Origin of the sequence: Leisingera sp. ANG-S5 (assembly GCF_000813925.1) — a bacterium.
In the GTDB taxonomy this organism is placed as follows: Bacteria; Pseudomonadota; Alphaproteobacteria; order Rhodobacterales; family Rhodobacteraceae; genus Leisingera.
The window spans coordinates 101,322-114,534 of record NZ_JWLH01000007.1 but is presented as its reverse complement, the minus strand read 5'-3'; the positions used below and the strand labels follow the sequence as shown (position 1 = coordinate 114,534).

The following is a 13,213-nucleotide window of genomic DNA, read 5'->3' as shown; positions in this document are numbered from 1 at the left end:
GCCCCCGCATTTTTCAACAGCAGCCTTCGCAACAGCCCGCCGGGCTGGCTGTGGGGGTGTGCCTGAACCCCGGGAATGGCAATGCACATCCTGCGAAACATCGACAAGAACGCAGAACGCTGGCTGCTCCTGGTGTTCTATGTGATGCTGGTCATCACCATGGCGGTCGAGGTGATCCGGCGCGAGTTGTTTGCCTTTTCCTCGATCTGGGGCGAGGAAATCGTCCGCTATTCCTTTATCTACCTGGCTTGGATCGGCGCCGCGGCGGCGGTCAAGGAGCGCGCCCACATCCGTATCGACGTGATCCTGCATTACCTGGGGCCTCGCACCAAGGCGCTGGTCTACATCTTCGGCGACCTGGTGATGTTCATCGTGGCCTTGGTCGCGCTTTACTGGTCGTTCGAGACGGTGCTGGTCTCCGCCAAATTCGGATCGGTCAGCCACGGGCTGCGCATCTCGATGGTGTGGTTCCTGATGGCGGTGCCCGCGGGCTTTGCCCTGATGATCTGGCGCCTGCTGCAATCCTTCCTGCGCGATTACCGCAGCCTTCGCGACGGCACCCCCGTCTTTGAAGGCGACAAGCTGTTTGATTGAGGGGCCTTAAGCGATGCTGTGGAATTCACTCAACCAAACAGTCGAGCTGGGCTGGGACTTCTACCTGCCAGTGATCATGTTCGTGGCGCTGATTGCGCTGGCAGTGCCGGTCTGGGCCGCCATTGGCGCGGCGGCGATCACCATGCTGGTGATGTCTGGCGACCTGCCGCTCAGCGCCATCGGCGAAAGCCTGTTCACCGGCATCGACGCTTTTGCGCTGACCGCGGTGCCCTTGTTCATCCTGACCGGCGATGTGCTGGTTCGGACCGGGCTCAGCAAGAAGTTCCTGGATGTGGCCGAGGCGCTGACCTGCTGGACACGGGGCGGCTTCGGCTCTGCCACGGTGCTGGTCTGCGGCATGTTCGCGGCGATCTCCGGCTCTGACGCCGCCGGTGCTGCCGCCGTGGGCCGGATGACCATCGCGCGGCTGGTCGAAAGCGGTTATCCGCGGCCTTATGCTTGCGCGCTGGTGGCGGCGGGCGCCTGCACCGGCATCCTGATCCCGCCCTCCATCGCCTATATCATCATCGGTCTGGTACTCGGCATTTCCGCATCCACCCTGTTTCTGGCCGCGCTGATCCCGGGTCTGGCGATCCTGGTGTCGATCCTGGTCACCAACATCATCATGAACCGGCTCTATACCTATGAGACCGGCGGCAATATGGGACTGGGCGAGTGGCTGGGCAACCTGGGCCATGCGCTAAAATCCGGCTGGTATGCCTTCATCGTGCCTGGGATCATCTTCTACGGCATCTTCTCAGGCCGCCTGACCCCGACCGAGGCCGGCGCCACCGCGGTCGTCGTCACCATCCTGATGGGCTTCCTGCTCGGCACCCTGAAGCTGTCGGACTTCCCGGCGATGCTGGTCAGCTCTGCCAAGGTGAACGGGGTGATCTTGCCGATCATCGCCTTCTCCGCCCCGCTGGCCGAGGCGCTGGCCATCATGGGCGTGCCGCAGGGTTTCGTGACCGCGGTGACCGGGCTGACCGATGATCCCTCGCTGCTGATCCTCCTGATGATCTGCATCCTGATTGCCGCCGGCTGCGTGATGGAGACGACCCCCAACATCGTGATCCTGGCACCGATCCTGAAGCCCTTGGCGGACAATATCGGAATGAACGAAATCCAGTTCTGCATCATGATGATCACTGCTTTGGGTGTGGGCTTCATCACCCCGCCGCTGGGGCTGAACCTGTTCGTTGTCTCCGGCATCACCGGCGAATCCATCCTCAAGATCGCCGCCCGCGCCGTGCCCTTCGTGCTGACCATGCTGATCGTGGTGCTGCTGATCGCCTATTTCCCGCCGATCTCGACCACGCTGCTTCCTGATATCTACAAGTAGGACCCCCGGAAATGACCCGTGAATACCTGAAAAAAGCCGCCTTGACCCCCAAGTCGGATGCCTCCGAGACTCATAAGATCGTGCAGGGCATCCTGGATGATATTGAGGTCGGCGGCGATGCCAAGGCTCTGGAATATGCCGCCAAATTCGACCGGTACGAAGGCAATGTGCTGCTGACGGCCGAGGAGATCGAGGCCGCCTGTGCGCAAGTGCCGGAGAAGCTGAAGGCCGACATCCGGTTCGCCCACGACAATGTGCGCCGCTTTGCCGAGCTGCAGAAAAGCACGATGCAGAATGTGGAGACCGAAATCTCCCCCGGATTTGTCACCGGGCAGAAGGTGATCCCGGTGGATGCGGCGGGTTGCTATGTGCCGGGTGGCCGCTACAGCCATATCGCCAGCGCCATCATGACCGTGACCACCGCCAAGGTCGCGGGCTGCAAGCACATTACTGCCTGCTCGCCGCCGCGCCCAGGTGTGGGCGTGGCCCCTGCCATCGTCTATGCCGCCCATATCTGCGGCGCCGACAAGATCATGGCGATGGGCGGCGTGCAGGGGGTTGCGGCGATGACATTCGGCCTCTTTGGCCTGCCCAAGGCCAACATCCTGGTCGGCCCCGGCAACCAATTCGTGGCCGAGGCCAAGCGGATCCTGTTCGGCCGGGTTGGCATCGACATGATCGCAGGACCGACCGACAGCCTGATCCTGGCCGACGGCACCGCGGATGCGCATATCGTCGCCACCGATCTGGTGAGCCAGGCAGAACATGGCTACAACTCTCCGGTCTGGCTGGTGACGGACAACCGCACCCTGGCGGAAGAAGTGATGCGGCTGGTGCCCGGCTACATCAACGACCTGCCCGAGGTGAACCGCGAGAACGCCACCGCGGCCTGGCGCGACTATGCCGAGGTGATCCTTTGTGCGGACCGCGAGGATATGGCGGCCTGTTCAGACGAATACGCACCCGAGCACCTGACCGTGCAGGCAGAGGACCTGGACTGGTGGCTGGAGCAACTGACCTGCTACGGCTCGCTGTTTCTGGGCGAGGAGACCACGGTTTCCTACGGCGACAAGGCTGCGGGCACCAACCACGTATTGCCGACCTCGCGTGCGGCCAGCTACACCGGCGGGCTCAGCGTCCACAAGTACGTGAAAATTGTCACCTGGCAGCGCGCCACCCGCGAAGGCTCGAAGCCGGTGGCCGAGGCCACCGCGCGGATTGCCCGGCTGGAGGGAATGGAGGGCCACGCCCGCGCGGCCGACGTGCGGCTGGCCAAGTATTTCCCGGATGAAACCTTTGACCTGACCGCCAATGGCTGACCCGCACGCCCTTTTCGACCTGTCAGGCCGGACCGCTTGCATCACCGGCGCCAGCTCTGGTCTGGGCCGGCAGGCAGCTATCGCCCTGGCGGCTGCCGGGGCGCAGGTGGTGGCGGTGGCGCGGCGGGCGGAGGCTTTGGAAAGCCTCTGCACGGAGATCGGGCCGGCGGCCGCATATGCGGCCGCGGATGTGGCGGACCGCAGCGGGCTGGAAGCGCTGCGGCAGGCGGTCTCCGCCCCCTTCGGGGCGCCGGACATCCTGGTGCATGCGGCGGGCGTCAACACGCGGCAGACCGCGGATGAGGTGACAGCGGAGGGCTGGGATCAGACCCTGGCGCTGAACCTCTCGGCGCCCTTCTTCCTGAGCCAGGCGCTGGTGCCGGCGATGAAGGAGCGGGGCTGGGGACGGATCGTCAATTTCGCCTCGCTCCAGACAACCCGCGCCTTTCCCGGCGGCATCGCCTATGGCGCCAGCAAGGGCGGGATCGGCCAGCTGACTCGCGCCATGGCAGAGGCCTGGTCGCCCCATGGCATCACAGCCAACGCAATCGGTCCGGGGTTCTTCCCGACCGAGCTGACCCAGGCGGTGTTCGGGGATGACGCCCGCGCCGCCCGCAATGCCGCGCAGACCTGCATCGGCCGAAACGGCCGGCTGGAGGATCTCGACGGGCCGCTTCTGTTCCTGTGCTCGGAGGCCTCGGCCTATGTCACCGGGCAAATCCTGATGGTTGACGGGGGGTTCACGGCGAAATGAAAGCCTTGGTTTATGAAGGGGTTGAGACGCTGGCGTTCCGCGACGTGCCGATGGCCGCGGGCCGCGACGGCGAGCATCTGATCCGCATCCGCGCCTCCGGCATCTGCGGGTCGGACATGCACGCCTACCTGGGCCACGACAACCGCAGGCCTGCGCCGCTGATCCTGGGGCATGAAGCCGCGGGGGTGATCGAGAACGGACCGCAGGCGGGCCGCCGGGTGACGATCAATCCTCTGGTGACCTGCGGCAGCTGCGCTGCCTGCGCGTCGGGGCGCGAAAACCTCTGCGCCAGCCGCCAGATCATCTCCATGCCCCCGCGCGAGGGCGCCTTTGCCCAGTTCGTGGCGATGCCGGAGCGCAACCTTGTGACCGTGCCGGAGGCGGTGCCTCTGGAAAAGGCCGCTCTGGCCGAACCGCTGGCGGTCAGCTGGCACGCCGCCCGGCTGGCGCTGGAGGCGCTGCATCCAAGCACAGAACGCCGCGCGCTGGTGATCGGCGGCGGCGCCATCGGCCTCGCATCAGCATTGGCGCTCAGGGCGATGGGGGTGGCGGAGGTGACCATCCAGGAGCCGAACGAAGCGCGCCGGGCCTTCCTGACGGACCGCTGCGGGCAAAAGGTGGTGGCGGAGTTTCAGGGCATGACGACGCTGGTGGTGGACGCCGTGGGCTATGCCGCCACCCGCGCCGCAGCCTCAGCAACTGCCGCGCCCGGCGGGGTGATTGCCCATGTCGGACTGGGCGAGGACGCGGGCGGCCTGGAAATCCGCCGCATGACGCTGCAGGAAATCACGTTCATCGGCACCTACACCTATACCGCGCAGGATTTCCGCGACACCGCGCAGGCAATCTTCGACGGCCGTCTCGGCCCGATAGACTGGACTGAGCAGCGGCCACTGTCGGACGGCGCAGCTGCCTTCCGCGACCTGCGGTCCGGCGCGGTGGCGGCACCCAAGATCATCCTCGACCCCTGGGCATGAGCCCGCGCACGGAGCAAACGGAGAGCAACCATGTATGACAAAATCCTGGTTCCCATGGCCCTGGATCACGGGGTCTCTGAGACCACGCTGAAGGCCGCCACCACCCTGTGCAATCCGGGCGGGCAGATCACCGCGCTGCATGTCTATGAGGCGGTGCACAGTTCGGTCACCGCCTACCTGGATGAAGACACCGTGCGCGAAGGCTTCGACAAGGCCCGCCAGTTGCTCGCGGCCAAGACCGCAGGCCTGGACAATGTGACGGCGGAAATCGTCAAAGGCCGGTCCTATCGCGCCATTGTCGAATACGCAGAGCAGCACGGCATGGACTGCATCGTTGTCGGCTCCCACAAACCGGGGCTTAGCGACTTTTTCCTCGGCTCGACAGCCGCCCGCGTGGTCCGCCACGCACCTTGCGCGGTGCATGTCTGCCGCACTTCCTGACTCAGAAACACGACCTCCGAAGCAAAGGCTACCCACCATGAACATAGACAAGAGGATCGCTGACGATCTGGCCGCCAACGGCGTCTCCTTCGTCACGACCGTGCCCTGCAAGCAACTGGCCGGCGTGATCGAGGAGATCGACCAGCGCGACGACATCTTTCACATCCCCTCCAACAAGGAGGACGAGGGCATGGGGCTCTGCGCCGGCGCCTGGATGGGCGGCAAGCGTCCCGCCATCATCATGCAGAACACCGCCATCGGGGTCACCATCAACACGCTGGCAACGCTGATCCAATACTACCGGATGCCGTTGCCGATGCTGATTTCCTACCGCGGCGAGCTGCGCGAGCCGGTGGCCTGCCAGGTTGAAATGGCGGTGCATACCAAGGCGCTGCTGGCCCAGCTCAATATCCCGGCCTACCACTTCCACTGGCAGAAAGATGTCGAGGAGCTGGACAACATCCTGAAATACACCTTCATGTGCAACAAGCCCGTTGCCATCCTGACCGACGCCAACTTCTGGGGAGGCTATGGCGACCAATGATCCGTTCCGAAATCCTGAAAGAGATCGCGCCCATCCTGCGGGACCAGCTGGTGGTCTGTAACATCGGCATTCCCAGCCAGGAGCTGCACGCGATCGACGACCAGCCGACAAATTTCTATATGCTGGGCACCATGGGGCTGGCTTCCTCCATCGGGTTGGGGCTGGCGCTGGCGCAGCCGAAACCGGTGATCGTGATCGACGGTGACGGCTCGATCCTCACCAATCTCGGCACCCTGCCCACCATCGGCAACAATGCCCCCGGCAATTACATCCTGATGATCATCGACAACGGCTCCTATGGCTCCACCGGTGATCAGCCGACCTATACCAGCCAGCGCACCGATCTGGCGGGCATGGCCCGCGCCGCTGGCTGCGCCCGGGTGGTGGAGGTGCAGGACAAGGACACCGGGCCGGCGCTGGAGGAAGCGCTCGCCAGCGGTGAAGCCACCGTGCTGGTGGTCAAATGCGACAGCGGCAACGCCAAGATGCCGGTGATCACGATGGACCCAGTGGTGATCCGCGACCGCTTCATGAAGGCCGTGGCCGGCTGATGGGCGCAGGCGCCATCCATTCCGCCGAGGATGCCCGGCGCCTGGCCCGGCGGCGGCTGCCCTGGATGGTGTTTGACTATATCGACGGCGCCGCCGGACAGGAAACCGGGGCGGCGCGCAACCGCGCTGCCCTGGACGCCATCACCCTGCGGCCCCGTATCCTGCGCGATGTCAGCCAGCGCTCGCTGGCCACCCGGGTTTTCGGTGCCGAGGCGGACCGGCCCTTCGGCATTGCCCCCATGGGCATGTGCAACCTGTCGGCCCCCGGGGCCGACCTGATGCTGGCCCGGCTGGCGGCGCGCTACCGTGTGCCGCATGGGGTTTCCACCGTCGCCTCGACTCCTTTGGAGACCATCCTGGCGGCGTCAGAGGGCTATGCCTGGTTCCAGCTCTATTTCAGCGGCGACGGCACTGGCACCTTCAAGCTGGCCGAGCGCGCCCGCGCGGCCGGCTATCAGACGCTGGTGCTCACGGTCGATGTGCCCGAGGTCGGCCGCCGCCCGCGCGAGCTGCGCCACGGCTTCAAGATGCCGTTCCGCATCGGCCCGCGGCAGTTCATTGATTTTGCCCTGCATCCGCGCTGGTCTCTGACCACTTTGATGAAAGGTAAGCCAGTGATGGCGAATTTCGAGATGGAGGGCTACGAATTCGACCGAACCGAAAGCCGGGCGCGCGCCACTTGGGACACACTGGCGCGGCTGCGCGATCTCTGGCCCGGCAAGCTGGTGGTGAAGGGCGTGCTCGACGTAGAAGATGCCCGCACGCTGGTCGCTGCAGGCGTTGATGCCATCCAGGTTTCCAGCCATGGCGCGCGCCAATTGGAAGCAACTCCGGCACCGATAGAGATGCTCAGGAAAATACGTGCGGCGGTGGGTCCGGAGGCCCCAGTTTTCTATGACAGCGGCCTCCGGTCAGGCGAGGATGTTCTCAAAGCTCTTACAGTGGGTGCGGACTTCGTCTTTATCGGCCGGATTCTGCAATACGCGATAGCGGCTGCTGGTGAGCCGGGGCTGGAACAACTTTGGAATGCCCTTAGCGAAGAATTGAGCATTGCCATGGCGCAAACCGGAAGAACTTCAATCGTTGGTGACGGTCTGCGAAAGTAAGAGGGGTACTGCTCATTCCAAACTCCGCTGCACTTCTAGAGATAACAACTAGCTTGATGTGCAGGACATTTCCGCGGTTTCAGCCCTGATCGGCTGGAAGGAGCTCTTGACCGCCGCCGGGAAAATACCGGCCACAGGAGGCGGTTACAAACAGCTGCTGGTGCATGCGGGCCCTTTCGCGGCCTTCTGGCAACACACAATATGAAACTCATGGATAAGCAAAACTAATGGGGCATTTGCTGCTTCGGCGACTAAGTTTGGCGAAAGAAGACAAACTAAGTTAGCGCTTGCGGGAACCACGTTTTGCAGAGCCGCCAGCTCCACCAAGTTAGAGGTGGATGGCCACACCCCAGTCATCCGCTCGCGGTATCTGGCGCAAACTTACACAACAGGTGCTGAAACTGTCATCCTGTGTTTTAGCTGGCGCTGAAGACTAGTCTTCGTTGCGCCAGCAGGTTCCAAGGGAAGCGAAGCATCAGAGTTCAAATTGCTTTTCACGTCTAGCAGACAACGTTGTTTGCAGCACCTGCCCAATGGATTTAGCTTGTGCATGACTAACGGAGCATTTTTTGCTCCGTTGCCAATGCGGACCTGGACTGAGCACCTCTCTCCGCTGAGCTTAATCAGGCCTTCAGCGTTTCGGTGGACGAAAAGAACATCGCCTGGCTCACTGCCGAACGCACCTGCTCCTCAGTATAAGGTTTTGAAATCAAGAACGCCGGTTCCGGCCCCTCACCTGTCAGCAAGCGTTCAGGATAGGCCGTGATGAAAATCACTGGCCGTTCGCCATGAGTCGCCAGAATCCCATTCACCGCGTCGATGCCGCTGGAGTTGTCTGCCAGCTGGATGTCAGACAGGATGAGGTCCGCCGAAACCTGTGCGGCCACCTCCTTCGCGCGGGTTTCTGTGCGGGCGATACCCGTCACGCTATGGCCCATTCCGGTCACGATCGCTTCGAGATCCATTGCAATAACCGCCTCATCTTCGATGATCATAACCTGGCCAGAGGTGGCGCGAGCCATTTCCTCGTAAGCAATTGAAATCAGTTCAGAGGCTTCTTTTTCACTCACGCCCATGATTCTGCCGGTATCTTTTGCGCTGAACTCTTCGATGGTGTGAAGCAGAAGCGCTTCTCGGGTGTTCGGTGTAAGCCGCCGCAAGTGTTTCTGTGCCTTGGCTGCCAGACTGGGCTCGTCTTCATTTTCCGCGGCGGGAGCTCCTGAAGAGGACCAGATAGCATGAAAGACGCGGAACAACGCTAATTTGGGAGACAGCGTGCTGTCATAATCTTCTTCGCCAGCAAGAATGGCTTCGAGCGTCGCCAGCGCATACTTGTCACCGGTGTCCTGACTGCCGGTCAGCGCCCTGGCATAGCGGCGCAAATAGGGCAGGTTAGCGCCGATCTGACTGGCGATCAGTTCTCCCGATTGAGCGGTCATTTTGCGTAGTCCCTTTTTTTACAATAGATATGGAACCAAACGCGCCTCAAAGCGTTTAGTTCCAAAAGCTGCGCAGAAAACTGTTGGATTGCATGAAACGACCACAACACGCCCGGCCGCGCAACGAACAGGCCGACCGCGAAATTGATGAGAACCTTAAGCGAGCCTTTGATCAGATCGCAAGTGAGCCTGTGCCCGACAGGTTTACTGATCTTTTGAAGAAACTGAAGGAAAAGGAAGCGCTCGAGGCGCACAATCCACATCAGCTGGAAGAGAAATCTTCCGATGACTGAGGCCGCGCCAGATCCCAGAGATGAGTTGGTCAACCACTTGGGTGCACTGCGCGCCTTTGCCATCAGTCTTGCCCGCAATAGCGCCACTGCCGATGACCTGGTGCAAGACACTGTCGTCAAGGCCTGGGCTAATATCGAGAAGTTTAATCCCGGCTCGAACATGCGGGCCTGGCTATTCACCATTTTGCGCAATACTTATTATTCTTTTAACCGCAAACGCAAATCCGAAGTGGAGGACGCTGATGGTGTGCTCACTGGTGCCCTTGCCCAGAAACCCGATCATGACGGGCGGCTCCACATGCGGGATTTCAACGCGGCATTTGAGCACTTAAGTGACGAGCAGCGTGAAGCCTTGGTTCTGGTTGGCGCGGGAGGTTTTTCCTATGACGAAGCCGCGGAGATGTGCGGCGTGAAGACCGGAACGATCAAGAGCCGTGTGAACCGTGCCCGTGCCCGTTTGACGGAACTGATGGAGCTGGATGGCGAAGAAAAAATGGAACTGACTGATACCGTCACGGCTGGGATCGTTGCCCAGCGAAGCGCCGCGTGATCGCAATGCCGCGGCTTCAGGCTGGCAGCCTTCTAATACGCTTGGCGGCGCTGATGACATTTGCGTTGCTGCCATTGGGCCTGATAGCGCTTTACCAAACCAATGCTGTGGTCGAGGAAGCCAACCGCTTGTCTCATGCTTCGCTTCTGGCGCGCACGCAGCAAACCGCAGCTAGGGAGCGTGAATTGCTGCAAAGGGCTGGCGGAGCTACCGAAGGCCTGGCCGCGGCGATCGTTCCACTGTCCGACAACGGCGGCTGCACAAACCTGATGAAGGCTTTTGTAGAAGGCCCGAACCCGTTCACTTTTGCAGCGTTCATCACCCCCGGCGGCAAAATGGAATGCACATCAGACGGCAGTACGGGGGATGTGTCTGAGAAGTGGATGTTTCTGAAGGCCCAGCAGGCTTCGCGTCTTTCGTTTGCGGCGGGCGAGGGTTTGCTGGGCGCCGGAGGCCCTCAATTGGTGGCAACCAGTCCAGTACAGCGCGCCGGAATCCTTCTGGGTTATGTTTCCATTGCGATCCCGCACCGCCTTACCAAGCTGCCTTCCGAAGTGAATTTGGCGGAACAGGGAATCCGGTTTGTTACCTTGGACGCACAAGGTGAAATTCTGTCCGCAACCGAGGAAGAACAGCAGGCAATTCAAGCATTGCCAGTTTCCGTGCCGCGCCGGGAGTTGCTTCAGCGGGCCGGCGGCACTTTCTTTGAAGCCGCGCATTCCGGCCAGGAACGTTTCTTTGCTGTGAGCCAAATCCTTCCCGGTCAAGTGGTGGTGGTTGGGAGCTGGCCAGTGGAGAATGCTATGTCAGTGAGCGCCAGCCCAACGTCCTGGATGACGCTGGTTTTTCCGGTGCTGATGTGGCTTGCCGGGATATCAGTTGCTGTCCTCGGCCTTCAGCAGATGGTCATCCGCCACCTGAATGCACTTCGCAAAGCAATGCGCCGCTATGCATTGGGAGAACGCGAAGACGCCGCACTCGAACTGGTCTCGCCCCCACGGGAGTTTGGGGAGGCGCAGCAATCCTTCAATCGCATGGTGGCGATCCTGAGTGAAGCAGAAAGGCGGCGCGAGCTTGATCTGGAAGAAAAAACAATGTTGCTGCGCGAGGTGCATCACCGTGTGAAGAACAACCTGCAGCTGGTGGCATCCATCATGAACATGCAAGGCCGGAACGCCCAAACACCGGAGGCCCGGCGAATGCTTGCACAGCTGCAGAGACGGGTGCGCGGCTTGGCCACCATCCATCGCAGTCTTAACACCAATCCGGACGTTTCCACCGTAGACAGCCGCGAACTTATTAACGAGCTGATAGAAGAGATCGGCACTATGAGTTCTGGCACCGGACAGGATGTAGCAATCGAAACCGACGTTGCGCAAAGACCGCTCAGCCAGGATCAGGCGGTAACCCTTTCGATGCTCGTCTCGGAGGCAATGACCAATGCTGTGAAATACACCGGCGTACCGGAGGGCGGACGGCCGGCAATCAGTGTCAGCCTGCGCGAAACGGCAGAAAACTGGCTGGAGCTTGAGGTGACCAATACCAAGGGGCAACCGATGCTGGACCCTGACGAGGAATTCGGGGGCACCGGTATCGGCGCACGCCTGATGGCAGCCTTTGCCACACAGCTTGATGGTGATGCCACCACCCATGAAACAGAGAGCAGGTATACATACCGTCTGGGGTTCCCCGCCGTTGCAGGGGCATCACCGCCAGAGGCCTCAATGACGGAGCAGGAGCAAGATGCAAAAGAACCCGCCGCATGAACACCGCCGCGGGGATTTTGAGGTACTGATCACCGCCGAGCAGGCCTGGCCCGCCTTCGAACGGGCAGTACTGAAAGCCCGCAAGGAGATCATTGCCAGCTTCCGCTTGTTCGATTTTGCCACGCCTCTTCTTTCTCCGGAAACATTGCAATTCGGGGAAACCTGGGCAGATCTCATTTCAGATGCGCTTCGGCGCGGTGTCCGTGTCAGGCTGGTGGTAAGCGATTTTGATCCGGTCATGGCCACTCCGCTGCATGCAGCTGCACAGAAGACATTGAAGCAAGCACAGCAAATTGCTGACTCTCTCGGGCCTGAGCAGGCGGCCCTGCTCTCGGTCTCCGCCGCGATGCATCCCGCGCGAGCAGGGCTGTTGCCGCGGATAGCCTTTTCACCTTTCGTTTTGCAAAAACTGCGCAACCTGCCCAAACGATTGCGGCCCCAAGCGGCCAGCCGTCAGGGGTTGCCGCAGCTTCACCCGGTTTCTCAACACCAAAAAATTGCGGTGATCGACCGTAAAATCCTTTACATCGGCGGCTTGGATTTGAACCGGCGCCGGTTCGACACTCAGAAGCACGACCAACCAGCGCACGAAACATGGGCTGATGTGCAGCTGATGGTGCGTGGGCCAGAAGCCGCTGAGGCAGCAAACCATCTTGAGCAGTTCCAGGAGGAAATCGCCCTGCGCAAGCGCCCCTCCGAAGGCAAACACATCCGTCGAACGCTTTCTGTGCCGCGCCGCGGCGGGTTTTGGGCGTTGTCGCCACGGACGGTCCTGAAAGAAATTGAGGACGATCACTTAGAGGCCTTCGCACAGGCCCGGCATCTGGTCTACCTGGAAACCCAATACCTGCGCTCCAGCGTAATTGCCCGCGGGCTGGCCGATGCGGCGCGCCGCAACCCGGATTTGTCCTTGATCCTGATTTTGCCTGCGCTGCCCGAGGAGGTTGCTTTTGAGGGCAGCCGTGAATTGGATGCGCGTTATGGCATGGCATTGCAGGCCGAAGCACTGCAGGAGATCAGCACAGCCTTTGGCACACGCGCCTGTATTGCCAGCCCGGTTCAGCCGCGCATGGCGGCCCGCGATGCGCCCTCTGTATTGACGGGATCCCCCATGATCTATCTCCACAGCAAGGTATTAATCACTGACGGGTGCTTTGCTATGGTTGGTTCAGCCAATTTGAATGGGCGCTCAATGCGATGGGATACCGAAGCGGCTCTGCGGATACCGCAGAAGGACAGGGTCAGACAGCTGTGGCATGCGCTGGCGCGGCACTGGTGGCAAGAGGATCTGCCGCTTGAAGCGCTGAACCCGGCAACAGCAGCTCCATGGTGGCAAAATGAGATCCGCCGCAACAACGTGCGGCGCCCGGAAGCGCGCCGCGGTCTACTAGTGTTGCATGATCAGGACAGGATGTCGGATTTGCAGCAACCTTTGCCCGGGGCGACCGAAGACATCGTTTGAACCGCCAGCAGTCAGGATGGCCCGCAGGTGCTTTGCTGCGGACGAAAAAATGGCCCGGCACCCGAATGAGCCGGG

14 protein-coding genes are annotated in these 13,213 nt (G+C 61.5%); 13 read left to right on the top strand and 1 reads right to left on the bottom strand.

The annotated features are described in order from the left end of the window. The first annotated feature begins 81 nt into the window (after window positions 1-81). The 9 genes from RA25_RS12530 to RA25_RS12490 are packed head-to-tail and all read left to right on the top strand — an operon-like array spanning window position 82 to window position 7,628. Window positions 82-594 carry a TRAP transporter small permease gene (locus RA25_RS12530; RefSeq protein WP_039148163.1) on the top strand — a complete coding sequence of 171 codons (513 nt, stop codon included), beginning with the start codon at window positions 82-84 and terminating at the stop codon, window positions 592-594. Window positions 595-607: 13 nt separating this feature from the next. Beyond that, window positions 608-1,936, top strand: coding sequence for a TRAP transporter large permease (locus tag RA25_RS12525; RefSeq protein ID WP_019296362.1), 1,329 nt, complete (start codon window positions 608-610; stop codon window positions 1,934-1,936). 11 nt (window positions 1,937-1,947) lie between these two features. After that, on the top strand, window positions 1,948-3,255 hold the full coding sequence (hisD, locus tag RA25_RS12520; protein WP_039172737.1) for a histidinol dehydrogenase: 1,308 nt from the start codon (window positions 1,948-1,950) through the stop codon (window positions 3,253-3,255). Then, complete coding sequence (locus tag RA25_RS12515) at window positions 3,248-4,009, top strand: SDR family NAD(P)-dependent oxidoreductase (RefSeq protein WP_039172733.1); 762 nt, start codon at window positions 3,248-3,250, stop codon at window positions 4,007-4,009. The genes hisD and RA25_RS12515 overlap by 8 nt, the downstream gene beginning before the upstream one ends. After that, window positions 4,006-4,986 (top strand): zinc-dependent alcohol dehydrogenase, encoded by a 981-nt coding sequence (locus RA25_RS12510; protein ID WP_039147942.1) that lies wholly within the window; start codon window positions 4,006-4,008, stop codon window positions 4,984-4,986. The genes RA25_RS12515 and RA25_RS12510 overlap by 4 nt, the downstream gene beginning before the upstream one ends. A 30-nt stretch (window positions 4,987-5,016) precedes the next feature. After that, window positions 5,017-5,427 (top strand): universal stress protein, encoded by a 411-nt coding sequence (locus tag RA25_RS12505; protein WP_039147939.1) that lies wholly within the window; start codon window positions 5,017-5,019, stop codon window positions 5,425-5,427. 37 nt (window positions 5,428-5,464) lie between these two features. Continuing rightward, window positions 5,465-5,971, top strand: coding sequence for a sulfopyruvate decarboxylase subunit alpha (comD, locus tag RA25_RS12500; RefSeq protein ID WP_019296357.1), 507 nt, complete (start codon window positions 5,465-5,467; stop codon window positions 5,969-5,971). Next, the gene (gene comE, locus RA25_RS12495; protein ID WP_019296356.1) at window positions 5,968-6,522 is read left to right on the top strand and encodes a sulfopyruvate decarboxylase subunit beta; all 555 of its coding nucleotides are present in this window, start codon (window positions 5,968-5,970) and stop codon (window positions 6,520-6,522) included. Before comD ends, comE begins: the two co-directional genes overlap by 4 nt. Next, window positions 6,522-7,628, top strand: coding sequence for an alpha-hydroxy acid oxidase (locus tag RA25_RS12490; RefSeq protein ID WP_019296355.1), 1,107 nt, complete (start codon window positions 6,522-6,524; stop codon window positions 7,626-7,628). The genes comE and RA25_RS12490 overlap by 1 nt, the downstream gene beginning before the upstream one ends. A 623-nt stretch (window positions 7,629-8,251) precedes the next feature. On the opposite strand, the gene RA25_RS12485 is transcribed toward RA25_RS12490, so the two are convergent. After that, the gene (locus tag RA25_RS12485) at window positions 8,252-9,067 is read right to left on the bottom strand and encodes a response regulator (RefSeq protein ID WP_039172730.1); all 816 of its coding nucleotides are present in this window, start codon (window positions 9,065-9,067) and stop codon (window positions 8,252-8,254) included. A 92-nt stretch (window positions 9,068-9,159) separates the two neighbouring features. Here RA25_RS12485 and RA25_RS22405 point away from each other — a divergent pair, with 92 nt between their 5' ends. The 4 genes from RA25_RS22405 to RA25_RS12465 are packed head-to-tail and all read left to right on the top strand — an operon-like array spanning window position 9,160 to window position 13,138. Continuing rightward, the gene (locus RA25_RS22405; protein ID WP_082008917.1) at window positions 9,160-9,360 is read left to right on the top strand and encodes a NepR family anti-sigma factor; all 201 of its coding nucleotides are present in this window, start codon (window positions 9,160-9,162) and stop codon (window positions 9,358-9,360) included. Further along, window positions 9,353-9,910, top strand: coding sequence for an RNA polymerase sigma factor (locus RA25_RS12475; RefSeq protein ID WP_039172727.1), 558 nt, complete (start codon window positions 9,353-9,355; stop codon window positions 9,908-9,910). The genes RA25_RS22405 and RA25_RS12475 overlap by 8 nt, the downstream gene beginning before the upstream one ends. A 41-nt stretch (window positions 9,911-9,951) precedes the next feature. Then, a complete protein-coding gene (locus RA25_RS12470) occupies window positions 9,952-11,676 on the top strand; it encodes a sensor histidine kinase (protein WP_241477408.1) in 1,725 nt (574 codons plus the stop codon). Next, window positions 11,654-13,138, top strand: a complete 1,485-nt coding sequence (locus RA25_RS12465) for a phospholipase D-like domain-containing protein (RefSeq protein ID WP_019296350.1) — start codon at window positions 11,654-11,656, stop codon at window positions 13,136-13,138. Before RA25_RS12470 ends, RA25_RS12465 begins: the two co-directional genes overlap by 23 nt. Window positions 13,139-13,213: the final 75 nt, after the last annotated feature.